Annotated in this window: 15 protein-coding genes; 6 read left to right on the top strand and 9 right to left on the bottom strand. The window is 33.6% G+C overall.

Going from position 1 to position 16,820, the window contains the following annotated elements; genetic code table 11:
• The first annotated feature begins 183 nt into the window (after window positions 1-183).
• From DP68_RS19615 to DP68_RS11200, 5 genes are all read left to right on the top strand, one after another.
• Entirely contained in the window at window positions 184-345 is a 162-nt protein-coding gene (locus DP68_RS19615) for a hypothetical protein (RefSeq protein ID WP_291548723.1), read from the top strand.
• Entirely contained in the window at window positions 338-676 is a 339-nt protein-coding gene (locus tag DP68_RS11215; protein WP_035309525.1) for a hypothetical protein, read from the top strand. The genes DP68_RS19615 and DP68_RS11215 overlap by 8 nt, the downstream gene beginning before the upstream one ends.
• Entirely contained in the window at window positions 669-1,790 is a 1,122-nt protein-coding gene (locus DP68_RS11210; RefSeq protein ID WP_035309523.1) for a DUF2800 domain-containing protein, read from the top strand. The genes DP68_RS11215 and DP68_RS11210 overlap by 8 nt, the downstream gene beginning before the upstream one ends.
• A 13-nt stretch (window positions 1,791-1,803) precedes the next feature.
• Entirely contained in the window at window positions 1,804-2,367 is a 564-nt protein-coding gene (locus DP68_RS11205; RefSeq protein WP_035309521.1) for a DUF2815 family protein, read from the top strand.
• Window positions 2,368-2,447: 80 nt separating this feature from the next.
• Window positions 2,448-4,430 (top strand): DNA polymerase, encoded by a 1,983-nt coding sequence (locus DP68_RS11200; protein WP_363330957.1) that lies wholly within the window; start codon window positions 2,448-2,450, stop codon window positions 4,428-4,430.
• Between the two features lie 52 nt (window positions 4,431-4,482).
• Here the strand turns inward: DP68_RS11200 and DP68_RS11195 are convergent, their stop codons facing one another.
• Window positions 4,483-5,184: a helix-turn-helix domain-containing protein gene (locus tag DP68_RS11195; protein WP_035309517.1), complete on the bottom strand. Its 702-nt coding sequence runs from the start codon at window positions 5,182-5,184 to the stop codon at window positions 4,483-4,485.
• Window positions 5,185-5,604: 420 nt separating this feature from the next.
• On the opposite strand from DP68_RS11195, the gene DP68_RS11190 reads away from it, so the two are divergent.
• On the top strand, window positions 5,605-6,807 hold the full coding sequence (locus DP68_RS11190; RefSeq protein WP_035309515.1) for a hypothetical protein: 1,203 nt from the start codon (window positions 5,605-5,607) through the stop codon (window positions 6,805-6,807).
• A gap of 10 nt (window positions 6,808-6,817) precedes the next feature.
• Here DP68_RS11190 and DP68_RS11185 read toward each other — a convergent pair whose 3' ends face one another.
• The 8 genes from DP68_RS11185 to DP68_RS11150 form a co-directional block, all read right to left on the bottom strand.
• A complete protein-coding gene (locus DP68_RS11185) occupies window positions 6,818-8,116 on the bottom strand; it encodes an LlaJI family restriction endonuclease (protein ID WP_035309513.1) in 1,299 nt (432 codons plus the stop codon).
• Window positions 8,109-9,656, bottom strand: a complete 1,548-nt coding sequence (locus tag DP68_RS11180; RefSeq protein ID WP_052085765.1) for an AAA family ATPase — start codon at window positions 9,654-9,656, stop codon at window positions 8,109-8,111. Before DP68_RS11180 ends, DP68_RS11185 begins: the two co-directional genes overlap by 8 nt.
• 30 nt (window positions 9,657-9,686) lie before the next feature.
• Window positions 9,687-10,751 carry a DNA (cytosine-5-)-methyltransferase gene (dcm, locus tag DP68_RS11175; protein WP_035309510.1) on the bottom strand — a complete coding sequence of 355 codons (1,065 nt, stop codon included), beginning with the start codon at window positions 10,749-10,751 and terminating at the stop codon, window positions 9,687-9,689.
• Between the two features lie 37 nt (window positions 10,752-10,788).
• Window positions 10,789-11,769: a DNA (cytosine-5-)-methyltransferase gene (dcm, locus tag DP68_RS18955; RefSeq protein WP_052085764.1), complete on the bottom strand. Its 981-nt coding sequence runs from the start codon at window positions 11,767-11,769 to the stop codon at window positions 10,789-10,791.
• A 707-nt stretch (window positions 11,770-12,476) separates the two neighbouring features.
• Complete coding sequence (rlmD, locus tag DP68_RS11165; protein ID WP_035309508.1) at window positions 12,477-13,850, bottom strand: 23S rRNA (uracil(1939)-C(5))-methyltransferase RlmD; 1,374 nt, start codon at window positions 13,848-13,850, stop codon at window positions 12,477-12,479.
• Window positions 13,851-14,085: 235 nt separating this feature from the next.
• Entirely contained in the window at window positions 14,086-14,769 is a 684-nt protein-coding gene (locus DP68_RS11160) for a DUF554 domain-containing protein (protein ID WP_035309506.1), read from the bottom strand.
• A 76-nt stretch (window positions 14,770-14,845) separates the two neighbouring features.
• On the bottom strand, window positions 14,846-15,322 hold the full coding sequence (locus tag DP68_RS11155) for a GNAT family N-acetyltransferase (RefSeq protein WP_363330955.1): 477 nt from the start codon (window positions 15,320-15,322) through the stop codon (window positions 14,846-14,848).
• 344 nt (window positions 15,323-15,666) lie between these two features.
• Complete coding sequence (locus DP68_RS11150) at window positions 15,667-16,794, bottom strand: SLC13 family permease (protein WP_291548704.1); 1,128 nt, start codon at window positions 16,792-16,794, stop codon at window positions 15,667-15,669.
• Window positions 16,795-16,820 lie beyond the last annotated feature (26 nt).

Raw genomic sequence — 16,820 nt, 5'->3', positions numbered from 1 at the left:
TTCAAAGCAGAAAACTATTTTCAAAAATATCCGTCCAGTTTGCTAACTTTTGTCCTAAGGAAGATGTAAGGACGTGTGGCAGAAAAAAAATTAAAAATCTTCTCAAGAAAATCCGTCCAAACCACAGACTTTTGTCCTTAGAGAAGTAGAGAGGTTCTTAACTCTCAGAAAGGTAGTGCTACTATGCAAGTTGAAACAGCTACTAACACTAAATGCAAACAAGATAATAGCTTAGATGAAGAACTTTCAGATGTTCTAATTGCAATTAGTGTCATATCAAAAAGGCTCGCTAGGAAATTAAGCCAGCAAAAATCAAATATGGAAGGAGAAAATACCCATGGCTAAGACGAATAAATTATCCGTAGAACTCGATGAACTTAAGAAATGTGGAGAAACATTAATTAAAATCTCAGTGACTTTAAGGGAATTGTTTTTTACCACAGAGGAAGAGAAGCCTAAGAAGAAAGAGGCAACTTCAGAAGAAACTCCAAAGCCTGAAATAAAGGCACTATCACTTACTGATGTACGTGCTGTCCTAGCAGATAAATCACGTAATGGATACACCTCAGATATCAAAGCACTACTTATAAAGTACGGCGCTGAAAAACTGTCAGATATCACTCCAGCAGATTATGAGGCATTACTTGCAGAGGCTGAGGTGATTGGAAATGTCTAAACATGCTTTACTTTCAGCTTCATCTAGCCACAGGTGGCTAAATTGCCCACCTTCAGCAAAGTTATGTGCAGAACAAAATGACAAAGCCAGTGCCTATGCACAGCAAGGCACGGATGCCCACAATTTATGTCAGTACAAATTGGAAAAGGCTCTTGGCATGAATACCCAAGACCCAATAAAGAATCTGGAATACTACGATGCGGAGATGGAAAACTGTGCAGATGAATATGCATCCTTCGTCATGGAGCAGCTGGAAGAAGCAAAACAGCACTGCCCTGATCCTGTGATACTAATCGAACAGCGTCTTGACTTCTCTAAATATGTAGAGGAAGGATTCGGCACAGGTGATTGTGTCATCGTTGCAGATGGTGTTCTGCAGGTAATTGATTACAAGCACGGTCTTGGCATCCTGATATCGGCAGAAGAAAATCCGCAAATGATGTGCTATGCACTCGGTGCTTTAGACCTCTTCGATCGCATATATAATGTGGATATCGTAAAGATGACAGTTTTTCAACCACGCAGAGATAATGTCAGTACCTACTCTTTATCAAAGGAAGACCTACTGAAATGGGGAAATGAAATTCTCTCCCCTATTGCTAAACTTGCTTATGCAGGTGATGGAGAATTCAAAGCTGGTGACCACTGCCAGTTCTGCAAGGTAAAAGCTACCTGCCGTAAACGTGCCGAGTACAACCTTGAACTTGCAAAGTACGATTTTGAAATGCCAGCTACCCTTGATAGCACAGAAATCGAGGTTATTCTTTCAAAGGCAGATAACCTTGTAGCTTGGGTCAACGATATCAAGGAATATGCCTTACAGCAGGCACTCAGTGGTACAAGGTATTGTGGGTTTAAAATTGTAGAATCACGTTCCACAAGAAAATATACTGATGAACAAGCGGTTGCAGATGCTGTTAGTTCAGCTGGCTTTAATCCATACGAACAGAAACTCCTCGGAGTTACAGCTATGACTTCAACTCTTGGTAAAAAGAAATTTGAAGAAATTCTTGGCAGTCTCGTTTACAAGGCACCAGGTAAACCAACACTCGTGCCGGAGAGTGACAAACGTCTGGCGATGAATACAGCAAAAAATGATTTTATTGAAGAATAAGGAGGACAATATTATGTCAAAATTAGCAAATCCAACTAAAGTTATTACAGGTCCACAAACAAGATGGTCTTATGCAAATGTATGGGATCCAAAGTCAATAAATGGGGGTACTCCTAAATATAGCGTAAGCCTCATTATTCCAAAGTCCGATGTTAAGACTGTGGAAAAAATCAAGGCAGCCATTGAGGCAGCTTATCAGGAAGGTCAGTCAAAGCTAAAAGGTAACGGCAAATCAGTACCTGCTCTTTCAGCTCTTAAGACACCTCTTCGTGATGGGGATGCCGAAAGACCAGATGACCCTACTTATGCAAATGCATACTTTATCAATGCCAATAGTGCTACCGCTCCAGGTATTGTTGATGCAGACCGTAATCCTATATTTGAGCGTTCCGAAGTATATTCTGGCGTTTATGGCAGGGCATCAATCAATCTATATGTTTTCAACTCTAACGGAAATCGCGGAATCGCTTGTGGTTTGAACAACCTCCAGAAGATTGGCGATGGTGAGCCTTTAGGTGCTAAATCTCGTGCAGCGGATGATTTCTCAACAGATTCCGATGATGATTTCCTTTCATAAAGTTTAACCCTTTAATCTCTAACTTGGCGGTAGCTATGCTGCCGCCTTTTACTATAAGGATGGTGACAATCATGGACAAAATAATAACATTATCTATAGACCTTGAGACTTTTTCTGATGTGGATTTGAAGAAATGTGGAATGTACAAATATGCAGAATCCCCCAACTTTGAAATTCTCCTCTTCGCCTATTCCATCAATGGTGGTGAGGTTATTGTCATAGACCTGGCGAGCGGCGAGGAAGTTCCAATAGAAATAATCTCTGCCCTGTCAGACGAATCCGTGACCAAATGGGCATTCAACTCAGCATTTGAGCGCATCTGCCTTTCAGCATGGCTTAGAAAAAATTATCTTGAACACTTCAGCAGCTATAGTAACAGCAATGACACTGTCGGTAACTATCTAAATCCATCCTCATGGAAATGCTCCATGATATGGTCTGCTTACATTGGACTGCCATTATCCCTTGAAGGCGTAGGCGCGGTACTTGGATTACATGAACAGAAAATGAAAGAAGGTAAAGACCTCATCCGCTACTTCTGTGTCCCATGCAAGCCCACAAAATCAAATGGTAATCGAACTCGCAATCTTCCCATGCATGATATAACAAAATGGAAAGCCTTCATCACATACAACCGCAGGGATGTTGAAGTTGAAATGTCCATTCAAAAAAAGCTGGTTAAGTTTCCCGTGCCGGAATTTGTATGGGAAGAATATCACATAGACCAGAAAATTAATGACCGTGGAATAGCCATTGATATGGATGTTGTTGAACAGGCAATTAAGATGGATGAGCATTCTAAGGAAGAACTCTCGGAAGAAATGAAGAAACTCACAAATCTAGATAATCCAAATTCTGTAGTACAGATGAAACAATGGTTATCTGACAATGGAGTTGAAACCGACACTCTTGGTAAAAAGGCTGTGGCAGAAATGCTAAAGGATGCTCCGCAGGAACTTGCCGATGTTCTTACTCTCCGTCAGCAGCTTGCCAAATCAAGTATAAAGAAATATCAGGCAATGCAGAATGCTATATGTGCTGATAGCCGTGCAAGAGGAATGTTCCAGTTCTATGGTGCAAACCGTAGTGGCAGATGGGCTGGCCGGCTAATTCAGCTACAAAATTTGCCTCAGAATCATATGCCAGATTTGGAGCAGGCTCGTGACCTTGTAAAAAGCGGTAACTATGCTGCATTAGAAATGCTTTATGATTCTGTCCCTGAAGTATTGTCGGAACTTATCCGCACCGCTTTTGTTCCAAAGCCTGGATATAAATTTGCTGTGCTAGACTATAGTGCAATCGAGGCAAGGGTACTCTCACACCTTGCACAGGAGTCATGGCGAAATAAAGTCTTTGCTAATAATGGAGATATTTATTGTGCAAGTGCCTCTGCTATGTTTGGTGTTCCAGTTGAAAAGCATGGTCAGAACAGCCATCTTCGTCAGAAGGGCAAGATTGCTGAACTTGCTCTAGGTTACGGCGGTTCCTGTGGAGCCCTTAAATCCATGGGTGCTTTAGATATGGGTCTTGCAGAAGAGGAATTACAACCTCTTGTTGATGCTTGGAGAACTTCAAATCCTAACATAGTACAGTTTTGGTGGGATGTTGATAACGCAGTCAAATATACAATCAAACAAAGAACTTGCATTGAAACCTATGGTCTCAAGTTTATCTATAAAAGCGGTATGCTCTTCATCAAACTCCCTTCTGGTAGAAGCTTAACTTATGTTAAACCTAAGATTGGTATGAATAAATTCGGTGGAGAAGCAGTAACCTATGAAGGTGTGGGATCTACAAAAAAATGGGAAAGAATTGAGTCATACGGTCCCAAATTTGTGGAAAATATTGTGCAGGCAATATCAAGAGATATCCTCAGTTATGCTATGCATACAATAAATCACTATTTCATTTGCGGTCATGTCCATGACGAATTAATTATTGAATGCCCTATGGATGAATCCTTGGATGTCATCTGTGAACAAATGGGGATAACGCCCCCGTGGATGAAAGGTCTGCAGTTAAGAGCCGATGGCTATGAGACAATGTTTTATAAAAAAGATTAACCAAAATGGTAGCAACACTGATTCTCTTTTCAAGTGCTGCTACCATAATTTTTTAAATCATATCATCCAGTAAATCCATTGCAATTTCTTTAATCTTTGCCACTTTATCAGTGACAGTACTCTTTCCTATCCCAATTTCAGCTGCTATTTCCCTATGGCTGAATCCATCAGATAATAGCTGAAGTATCCTACCATAGTTAGGGTCAATTTCCTGTACACGACTAATCAATTCATTTATCATACCCAAATAGATATCTGCTGAACCATATGTAGCAGGTGTAATTGCTTCGAAATTAGCCTCTTCTCCATCTTCATTTTCTGCTGACAAGCAACTAAAGGTTAATGTTCCGAAGTTCTTCTTATCCAATGAAGTTGCATATGGGCACTGACTGCATTTATTACTTTCTGGGCAACGAATCAATTTTCCTTTCCCATTACTTACTTCACAGCGTTTATCACGGTCCTCTGCTTTAAACTCCGCTGAATAGGAACTCATCACGGCATCGTACTGCGCTTTAGTCCCTGGAATCAGAACCACATCTACAATTCTGTTCCCCACTCTCCATTTTCTAATCTGGTATTTTTCTACACCTACAATCATCCCGTGTTCTTCGATGGAATCCCTATCGATAATCATTGGGATTAATACCTGTTCCTCCTCTGCTCCATTTATTCTGACTTCTTTACTTACTGTTGCTGGGTAATAAATGTAGTTAGTACAGTCCTTTTTGCTTGTTTTTAACTTTCTTAACATTAGTGCATCCTTTCCGCCAGATTGCATTGGCGGCAAAGGATACAAAAATAAGGCTTGTGCCTAAAAGAAGTACACAAACCCTAAAAATGAGCGCAATAAGGGAGGGTACTTCTATTGCTACACAACTGTTCTTATTAACAGTGCGAAACAATATGTATCCTTTGCCTTATTGCAACTCAGGCATTTGATATTTTTTTAAAGATAACAATTTTCTTTATTTTAGAAAGAATAACTAAGTAAAGCTTTCACTAGTTTTCCTTCTGGATATATTGTCTCATTTTTTCATTACAAATTAGAATATTCTTAATTTATAATCATTTATTTTTTTAGTGATTACTTTTGTAATTTATTTATGGTATAATTTTGTAATAATCATTAGCTATTTTGAATTTACTAATTATTAATTTGGAGGATATGTTTATGGCTAGTTCTGATACTTTTAAAAGTGCATTTGTTTTTGAAAGCTACAAATGCATCACTGACTACAATGAGGTAGTTGACTTACATACTGGAAATAAAACCAAGAGCCTGGTAATTAGAAATGATGTTTCAAAAAACTTTAGAGCTGCTTATATCTATGGTGAGGGTTTAAAAGAAATAAGAAAGCAAAGAGATAATGATAAGAACAATATTTTAGGTGAGTTTTTAGGTATAGAAAAAAACGACATAAACTCTGTCATGTCGTTTTTTAATAAGTATGGGTTTTTATTTGATTTAGGTGGTTATGATCAATATGTTAATGCAAATATAGAAGATATAATGTACTTAAAAGATAATCTTGAAGCCTTAATAAACTTATTAAATGCCCAAGACTCCAGTAAAATCAATTACAAGAAACTCTTAGATTCAGTACTGTTTTTATTACTTAAAGAAGATCGAGAAATAAAAATTAACGATGAAACTGTATATACTTCAATTCACAATTCATTTTTAAATAATATTAAAAATACTACTAAGGTCAATCTTAGGAAATGGGATAATATAGTTCATGTACCAAGAAATGATGGGGGGAAAGACATAGTGTATAGAGTTAAAGACTCTATTTCAGAAAACGGATACCATGATATAAATATATATGATTATGATAGTTTTTTGGAAGATGACCAACAATGCTTGGAATTTGCTAGACAGATATTTAAAGCGTATATGATAAAAGACTCTTCTGTTTTTACCAATATCGAAGGACTGGTCATAGAGTTCCTATTTCACTTTGTTCAACAAATATCTCTAATCAATCTGGAATCTATATCTTTAGATATGCCTTTCCAAGACGAATGCTATACCAAAATGGAATCTAAAGAATGTGTAGCTTTGGCTCAAGCCTTACATAAAATATCTAAGTTCTTAATTGAAAGAGAACTTAACTATCATTTATCAGAAATCAGACCAGTTTATAATGTAGCAACTATGCAACCCAATTGGAATCTTCCTTCTTTACTATCTGCTATGTACCTTTCGTTATTTTACCTAGACTCAAGACAAGCATCTTACAGGGCCTGTCAAAATATTAATTGTGGCCAGTTTTTTCTTGTCTCTAGAACCAATTCAATAAAAAAGTATTGTTGCGTTTATTGTACTAATGCTGTTTCTCAAAGAAAATATAGACATAAAAAAGGAGAGTGATAGATAATTCTCACCTTTCACTCTCCATATCTTTATTCTTTTTTAGACTTTCTTCTATCGCTTTAGATAGATTCTTTATTTCTTGTCTATTAGGTCTAGTAGAGTTGGCTATTAATGTTTTTACATCTACAAGTATACCTTGAACACGCTCGTAATCCTTAGTAGAATGTTTCCATTCTGCCACTGCCTCTCCTATAGAGAAATAATTCTCACTCGTCCCAAAAATATTATTCGCTTTGCTAAAAGGCATAAGGAATGCATTTAATACATCTTTGCCTTCTTCACGCTCTTTATTAAATTTGCTGTTTTCAGCTATATATTCAGCATAAGTTATCTGCTTATTGATAGAAGTTGATCTTGGCAAATCACTATGCTTTCCTGAGTGACCATACTTATAATATTTTGCATCTAAAACGCATATATGGTCATTGGTTATCATAATAGTATCTGGTTCTAAGGATGGGTTATCTCTTTCACCAAAATTTAATCTCCAGCTCGTTTTAGGGAAATAATGATTTTTGTTGCTCACACCGTAAGTCTCATCAATTAACCTTTCCCATACATATTCAAAATTATTAGTTCCGAAATAAAACTCTTCTGGATCATCTGCACTATTTCTAAAATCTATTATTGCTAACATGCTTTGAAATAACTGTTTCATAGTATCATTGTTAGCCTGCTCTAACTTTTGTTGCAATATACTTCTGTATACTTTAAGATTTGGATTTTTGACCTTTGCTGGCTGAGGAAGTTTATATTTATAAATCCAACCTAGCTTTAAGAAACTTTCATAAACACAATACTTATTAATCTCAGTTATTAGGTGCTTATCTGTATCATTATTTTTTCGAACCATTAAATTAGGAAATACAAACCCAGACTTTTGTACTATAGGTTGAATTTTGTTTATGGTTACTCTCATGTTAACAGGACCAGACATACCTGGAACATATACTTCCTCATTCTCTTTGTAGTAATTATGTTGTAAAAAATAATGAATAACTCTAAGGTAAGCTTGAACAGGAAATCTTACAGTTTTTAAAACTTGATTAGCTGTAATCTGAGATACTCTAGATTGTTTATCGTTATATATCTGTAGCACACTGAATAGGTCTAAAATCTCATCTCGAACATCTTCTTCCTTTTGAGATATTTTATACCCTATTGGGAAGTGAACACTTATTTCATGCTTGTCTCCTACAATTTCGGATTTAATTCCAACAAATGTATCTCCCTCTAGATTGGTGGCATTTCTACAGTATTCACTTAAAGACTTAGACAAAATAACTTCTTTAAATTCATTACTCATTTCTAGTTTCCTCTATATTATTATCCGAGAATAAATTGTCTTTAATATCTTGTTTGAATACATCGAATCTTCTATCACCGTCATGTCTGTTAAAGTCGTATAATACTTTCTCTAAACTCTTATAGTTTGGCTCAAATAAATCATCTCTACTAAATTTGAACACATCATCCCATAGATATTTAATAACTTTATCTCCAAATCTAGAGTTTAAATCTTTAATCACTGTTTCCAGTTTCTGAGTATTGTCTAAATTTGTATTATATTTCTCGGCTATTTCGTTTTTGTCTATTTCAATAGAAAAATATTTAAGAACATCTTCTGTTACGAAATATGATCCTAAGCGCTTATCTTCAGATGATAAAGTAGCTGCCCCACTAGTAATTATTTGTTCATTAATAACTGTATTGAATTTCTCCCAAGTTACAGTGGTGTCTAAAATTTTTGCTTTAGCATGGTCAGCTTTTGTTACATCATTTTCTATGATTTTCATATTCCATCTTCTTTGAAATGCTGTATCTAAAGTAAAAACATTTTGATCCGCAGTATTCATTGTTGCTAAAATGCTTAGGTTTGAAGGGATAAAAACTGGAGTCTCTTTTTTTCCAAAAACTTCATTTGCAATGTTATAATTAGTTATTTTATAAGAACTTGTCCCATCTAATTCTCTATCCAACAGTTGAAATATTTCTCCAAAAATTGCAGGAGCATTGCCTCTATTTATTTCTTCAATCACTAAATAGTAGTGTTTACTTGGATCATTTATTGCCTTATTCAATACCCTAGTAAATGGTCCTGGTGTGAAATCATAAGTTATCTCTTTTTCATCACCTTCACCTTTGACAGTTGGTAGAATCTGTCCTATAAAATCAGTGTTCATGTAATCGGGATGAAAGACCACTCGTTCCATTAAGCTAAAATCATTACAATAGTTAGTTTCTATTGTATGACTTTTCCCAGCACCAGGAACCCCATATAAGAGGATGTTAGTTCCACCTTTAACTCTATCTTCTTGGCTTATCGTATAAGTATCTGTTGTTTCTAGTAATAAATGACTATTTAATTCATCTACTGTTGAATCATGAAGCCAGTCGCAATTGTTAAGATAAAAGTATAAGAATTCCTTTCTAAATGCACATGCATATTCATTTCCTTTTAATTGTTGCGCAAATCCATCTGATAAAGCCTTTTCAATTGTTCCATTTTTTATTTGTTTTGATATTGTATTAATTGCAGTTGAGTGCTTTAATTTAAAGGTACACAATACTGTCTCACCATTATTAGTAGTACCTACTCCTAATAATATAGCTTTTTCATTATGATTTAATTTATCAAATGCATAATTATTTGAATCGCCTTTTATTTGAATTCGTTGCTCATAATCAAGATTTTCTCTACCACCGAATGTAATACCTTTTGCACATACTGTTATTTTTCCATGTTTACTAGTATTAACCTCAAAAAGTTCTGAATTATTGTTAATTTTATTTACAGTGGCAGTTTCCCCGAAAATATTAAATATACTTTCTAAAGTTGATTTCATGATTTTTGCTCCCCCCAACAATATTTTATCTTAAAAATACTGTTCTTTTATAGCTTTTGCAATTTGTGTCACCAATAATGGTGGTACTGCATTTCCTACTTGTCTCCATTGGTCTTTAAAATCCCCAACCAGTTCATAGTTATCATCAAATGTTTGAATCCTTTTTATTTCAGGTATTCTTAAAAATCTATTTTTCCAATGAAATGGTCCTTGGTTATTGGAGAAACTAGCCTGAATAGTCCAAGAAGGTCTATCTGGTGAAAGTTTTAGTAAAAAGGACCAGTACCTTGACCTCCATTTGAATATTGGATTAGGATATCCCCGTTCTTCTGTAAAATACAAGTAATTATCACCTGGAGGCACTAGCCTTAATAAATCCTTGTGCTTCGAACCTGCCTGCATCTTCTCATCTTCAGGAAGATCATAATCCAAATCACCAAGAGCTTCACCACAAGTTACCCAAGGCTTCATTTCTTTATGCAATAATTCACTATATTTTTTGGGATTATAATGAGTAGGCTCTGGAAAAATAAAACGCCTTCCAAATTCTTTTCTTACTCCTACACATATAAATCTCTCTCTTGTCTGAGGCACTCCATAGTCAGCAGCATTTATTACTCTATAGCTAATGTCATATCCTAATTCTTCTGCTTGTTCCTTTAATAAATGAAAAGCTGCCTCATGCGGCTTAAATACAAATCCATGAACATTTTCAAAGAAAAACACTTTAGGTTTTAGTTCTTCTAATGCTCTAAAGTAATTATATAAAGTAAATGAATTTTCATCCTCTAATGCTCTTTTCTTATCTTTTAAATAAAATCTAGATTTAGAATAGGCCGGGCATGGTGGTCCGCCCACCAAACAATCTATATCCTTTACTCCTGTTCTTTCTGGTATTGATTTAAAATCCACTTTTCTTATATCATTGCATTCCACTATTTTATTGAACTTATATAGCCCTTTAGCTGTGTTTAATTCTAATGTTTTACAAGCTGGTTCCCAAAAATCAGTAGCAAATATTATATCATAGCCGGCTTTTGCAAATCCTAAATCAATACCTCCTCCTCCTGAAAAAATACTTACAACACTTATCATCTTAAGTCATTTCTCCTTTTATTCAATATAATTCTAATTAGGCATTTAACAGTTTATCAAATAACTCCTCCAACATATATACAGGTATACTATTACCACTTAATTTATATATTTTTGTTCCCATATCTTTTAGTTTTTCATAATCTTCTAAATCAAAACACTGTAATAGTAAAGATTCTTTTTCAGTAATCTTTCTAATAAAACCTTTGCTGGATATAACATTATATCTACCATTTAACTGTGCTGATAGAGTTGTCATAATACCATTCTTAGAATACACCCTATATTGTTGGCTTGGTTGTTTATTAAATATGTTCTTAGAATTTAAACATATCACTTTGTTTTTTATAGTCTCTCTATTTTCAGGAATTGCTTTTCTTATAATATCTGTTTTAGCCTCTTCCATAATTCTTTTTTTGATTTCGTTTTTTATATTATCACAATCATCATCAACTAATAAATCATGTAGGTTTGTTAAAGGCTTATTAGATTTTTTAGGAATCAAAAACTCTCCCTCTAAGCTTGCAACAATAAAAACCCTTTCTCTATTTTGACAAACACCAAAATTTTTTGCATTTAGTAATTGATACTTTACTGTATATCCTAAGCTTTCCAAAGTCGAAATTATCCTATTTAAATCTTCTCTAAATTTTTCATTAAGTAAATTCCTTACATTTTCAAACACTACATATTTAGGTCTTTTATAGCTAACAATTTGTAATGCATTCCATACTAGACCGCTTCTAGTACCTTCTTTCATTCCTTCTTGCTTTCCATTATGACTTATATCTTGACAAGGAAACCCGGCAACAAACAAATCAAAATCTTGAAGCTTATCAATTTGAATTTTAGATATGTCTCCTAAATTGTTATTTTCTCCATACAGTTTTCTATAGGCTTCAATAGCATCTCGGTTTATTTCAGACGTGTATAATATTTCAAAATCTATGCCTAAGTTAGAGAGTGCTTTTCGTGGTGCTCCAATGCCTGCAAATGCCTCAAATACTTTTAATGCCATTTTGCCACCTCTTATATTATTGTTTAAAATAAATAAATTTTTCCGTAATAAAAGTCATATATTAATTTCAATAAATAATTTTACATACTTCTTCTCAAACACATAGTATACATCAAAATACGTCAAAATGAAAGTTCATTTTTATTTTAATTCTAGTCCATAATTAATAAAAAAATACCTCTATAAAGTTTCACCATAGAGTGATTACTGAAGCAATCCGTTTTATAAACATGCACGGATAATTATTATTCATCTATTTCATTGGTCTATTCGCTTTCCTCTATCAATATAAAATAGAAAAATACGCAAAACCTATATCCTAACGCAAATATCCTTAGCTCTGCGTATTTGTTAGACCGCCTAAAGTAAAATTCCCCAAAACTAATCAGTCTGAGGAACATAAAACACACTTCAATATTTAATTAAAAACCTTCAAAACCTTTGATATCAGCCTATTTTCTCTATCCTAACTACTGTCCCCACATGTTTCATATTATATAATAATTGATTTCGAATATGCCATGTTAGTTAACCTACCATTTAACATTCCTATCTTCTCAACCTACCAAATAATAATCCTGTCCACTCAACTATACTCCATTGATATGTTTCCTGTCACCAATAAAACATAAAAAAATTGAGAGTCGGAACTATCGCCTAACCAACTCCAACTCTCGAAAACCCTTACTTCATGCCTTTTCAGCCTTTTACTTCTCTTTTCTTGTTATCAATACAACACTCTCAACGTGCGCCGTATGCGGGAACATATCCACTGGCTGTATCTTTTCAGTCTTATAATTTAGTTCATCTAAAATAGCTAAATCTCTAGCTAAGGTTCCTGCATCACAGGATACATATACAATTCTTTTAGGATTAATTTTAGCTATAGCTTCTAAAAGGACTCTCTCGCAGCCCTTTCTTGGAGGATCTACTACTACTACATCTGCTTTTATACCTTTGTTTATTAAATCCGGTATAACTTGTTCAGACTTTCCTACTAAGAAATCCACATTGTCCACATTATTTAGCTTAGCATTTTCCCAAGCGTTTTCTATGGCTTCAGGAATTATTTCTACTCCATATACCTTTTTTGCCTTTTGAGCTAAGAAAAGTGATATAGTCCCAGTTCCACAATACGCGTCAAAAACTATTTCATCTCCAGTTAAACTTGCATATTCCAATGCTTTATTATAAAGCACTTCCGTTTGTATAGGATTTACTTGGAAGAAGGATAATGGTGATATGTTAAACTTAAACTTCCCTATGTAATCTTGTATAGTATCCTTTCCCCAAAGGGTATTTGATTTTAGTCCTAGTATAACATTTGTCTTTTCTGAATTTATATTTTGAATAACGCTTACTACTTCTTTTACATTACTAGTTAAAAGATTTATGATTTCATCTTTATGCGGAAGTTCATTAGTTCTTGTAACAAGCACTACCATTACCTCTGAAGTTTTAAAACCTTTTCTTATCATAAGATGTCTTAAAACTCCTGTGTGAGTGGTTTCATCATAGGCCTTTATATTATTTGTAATCATCCACTGTTTTACTAAGGTCATTATTTTTTCGCTTATTTCATCTTGTATGTAGCACTTTTCCATATTAATTATGTCGTGAGAACGCAGTGCATAAAATCCTATGTTTATTTCTCCATTTGCCTCACCTACAGGGAGTTGAACCTTATTTCTGTAGTTATAAGGGTTTTCCATACCTATAACCGGAAGCACTTCAGGATTTATCTTACCTATTCTCTCTATGGCATCTTTAACTCTTTGTCCTTTAAAATCCAGCTGACCTTCATAGGATAAATGTTGAAGCTGGCACCCTCCGCATCTTTTATATATACCACATATAGGCTCAGTTCTGAAACTAGACTCTTCTACTACATCTAAAAGTTTTCCAAAGGCAAAATTTTTATTTACCTTTACTATTTTGGCATTTACCTTTTCTCCCTTAATGGCTCCAGGAATAAATATAGTAAAGTCATCTATTTTTCCTACTCCTTCACCTTCATATCCCATACCCTTTATTTCTACTATGTAATCTTTGTTCTTTTCTACTGGTATAACTCTTTTCATATTTACCACCTTAAAATAATATTTTATTTAAAAATTAATATATCATAACCAACATAAATAAATTAGCCTATTTAATTTCGCTTTAAACAATTATAAGATATTTCTTTTATATTATAACCCAAATTAATAAAACTCCACATATGATTTTACATTATATTAACCCCTGCAGATATTTACACTTAAATGAAAATTATCTACAGGGGTTGTATTTTTAACTATATAAAAATAAATATATCTAAAACCATCCTGAAATAAGCTGATATACAAATGGTACAAGTACTGCTGGAAGTAAATTTGCTACCTTAATTTTTGTAAGATTTAACATATTAAATCCTAGTCCTAATATAAGTAAACTTCCTACTGCCGTAATATTTGTTATTACGGATTGTACTAATATTCCTTTTATAAAAGCAGCAGATAATGCTATTAACCCTTGATATATAAATAGTGATACTCCTGTAAATACCACACCTATGCCATATGTAGAAGATAATATTATTGCAGAACATCCATCTATAACAGACTTAGCAAATAAAGTACTATTATTACCTGTAAGTCCACTTTCTAAAGGCCCTACTATAGCCATAGCTCCTATACACATAAGAAGAGTAGATACTACAAACCCTTCAGAAAACTTACCATGCTTTCCTTGAAACTTACTTTGTATATTATCTCCTAATTTCCTAAGTCTTAAATCAATATCTATAATTTCTCCAATAATAGCTCCTATAACTATACTCATGATAATCAATATCGTATCCTGTCCCTTTATTGCTCCTGAAATCCCTATAAGCATCACGCAAAGAGCTAACCCAGTAAATACTGTCTCTTTTATTTTCTCTGGAATACCCTTACCTATAAGCATTCCTACTAATCCCCCAGCAGCTACTGCCAAAGAATTTACTATAACCCCAAACATTTTATAGCCCCCTTTTTTAATCTTTAATCGCTATTAAAAGACTTGTCGGTCGCCATTCCTTTTAGCAAACAGTTAATTATAAATCCATTAAGTACCATGCATCACAACCAAAGTGTTCTGTTTCTATGATAGGTCTATCAAGTTTATAAAAACCATTCTTTTGATAAAACTTATTAGCTGCTTCCATGCTATTTAATGTTTCAAGATAACATTTATTATATCTTTCCCTTGCAAAATCTAATGCAACTTTTATAATTTTCCCTGCTGCACCTGTACCTCTCGCTTCTTTTATAAAGTACATTTTTTGAAGTTCGCATACTCCATCAAGATCTTTCATAGGTGCTATCCCACACCCTCCTACAACTTGTCCATCTTGTTCTACAACCCAATATTCTGAGTTTGCATCCTTATAAGCTTCAGAAAGATATCCTAGTTCTGGATCCGCCCAAGCAAAGCCTTCTCTATTTGCCCCAAATTCAATTAGGCATTCCTTGATGATTTTTTCAATGTTCTTATTGTCCTCTTTTGTTAATTTTCTTATAAGCATGTCCATAAATATGCCCCCCGTTTCTTTTTACGTGTTAGACCTAGGGTACTAGGTACTAGAATTAGAAAAAGCTTTGCGTAGCAAAGTTTCCATATTTCTTAGTTCCTTTCACCTAACTCCTAACATCTTATAAAAATTATAATTTATTGAGATATTAAATTAAAGCCCTAGCTTCAAAATAATATTAAAAATGCCAACTACCTTGATACAATACCATTACTTACATATAAAAAAAGCGCACCTACTAACGAGGTGCAAAAAAGAATCAGTTGTCCTAATTTTACTTTTATTATCAATATATTTTAACCATATATGTACTCATTATACAATAGTTTATTTATTTTTATACCCTAAATTAAGAAATATATAATAAATGAGAAGATAAATAAGCTTATAATGCTGTATCCATGAAAATGAATCAAGTATTTTCTACTTTGCCCATATTCCTTTATATAAAATTTATAGGAAATAAGGCTAGCTAAAGATGCTATTAGTGTTCCCATTCCCCCTATATTTACCCCCAAAATTATTTCCTTCCATCGTGAGGTAAAACCAGATAATAATATAGCACTTGGAACATTGCTTATAGCTTGACTAAATAATATAGATGAAAAATAAACATTTTTACTACTAGATAAAAATTTAGTTATATTAGAAGTAAAGCTAGGCATATGCGAAAGATTCCCTATAATTATGAAAAAGCATATAAAGGTAGCTAATAAAATGTAATCCACTTGTTTTAATAAACTCTTATCTGTAAAAATTGCTATAAAAATTGTTACTAAAAAGGCTATTTTATAGTTTACAATATTAAATACAGAAAGTACTACAAATATAAAAAGTCCGATATAAATAATCCCTTGAGTTTTATTTTCTATGTATATATCTTCTAATTTGAAATTTATTTCATTTTCCTTAAGTCTGTAATTTATTATCACAAGCCATAATATTCCTATTAAAATAATGGGCAGCGTTACCTTAAAAAATTCTATGGGCGAAATATTGTAAAAGGAATATAGAAATAAATTTTGAGGATTCCCCATAGGGGTTAGGCTGCTTCCTAAGTTTGCAGCTAAAGTTTGAAATATTATTGTAAGTATTGGATGCCATCCTGTCTTTTTACCTATTATTAAGGTTAATGGCACAAATGTTATAAGTGCTACATCATTTGTTATAAACATAGAACTTATAAAAGTCAAAAATATTAAGACAAGAGATATTTGCCTTTCTTTATTAAACTTACTTAATATACTTACCGCTATTTTATCTAGTATCTTTAGCTTTTCAAAAGCTGCTATTACCACCATGAGATTAAATAAAATCCCAAGCACCTTAAAATCTATATATTTCATCTTAGGTACTGATATTAAAGATGTTACTACAGCAAAAATTAATGAAATGGTAAACACTACTTCATCTTTTAATAGTTCTCTTATAATATTAGTCTTATGTTTTATAATATTAAGTTCATAGTTCATAATTTGCTCCATACACTTTATAATTT

It is taken from the genome of Clostridium sp. HMP27 (assembly GCF_000765165.1).
Classification (GTDB): domain Bacteria; phylum Bacillota; class Clostridia; order Clostridiales; family Clostridiaceae; genus Clostridium_AK.
The sequence above is the reverse complement of the archived record's forward strand: the minus strand, read 5'-3'. Positions and strand labels throughout refer to the sequence as shown.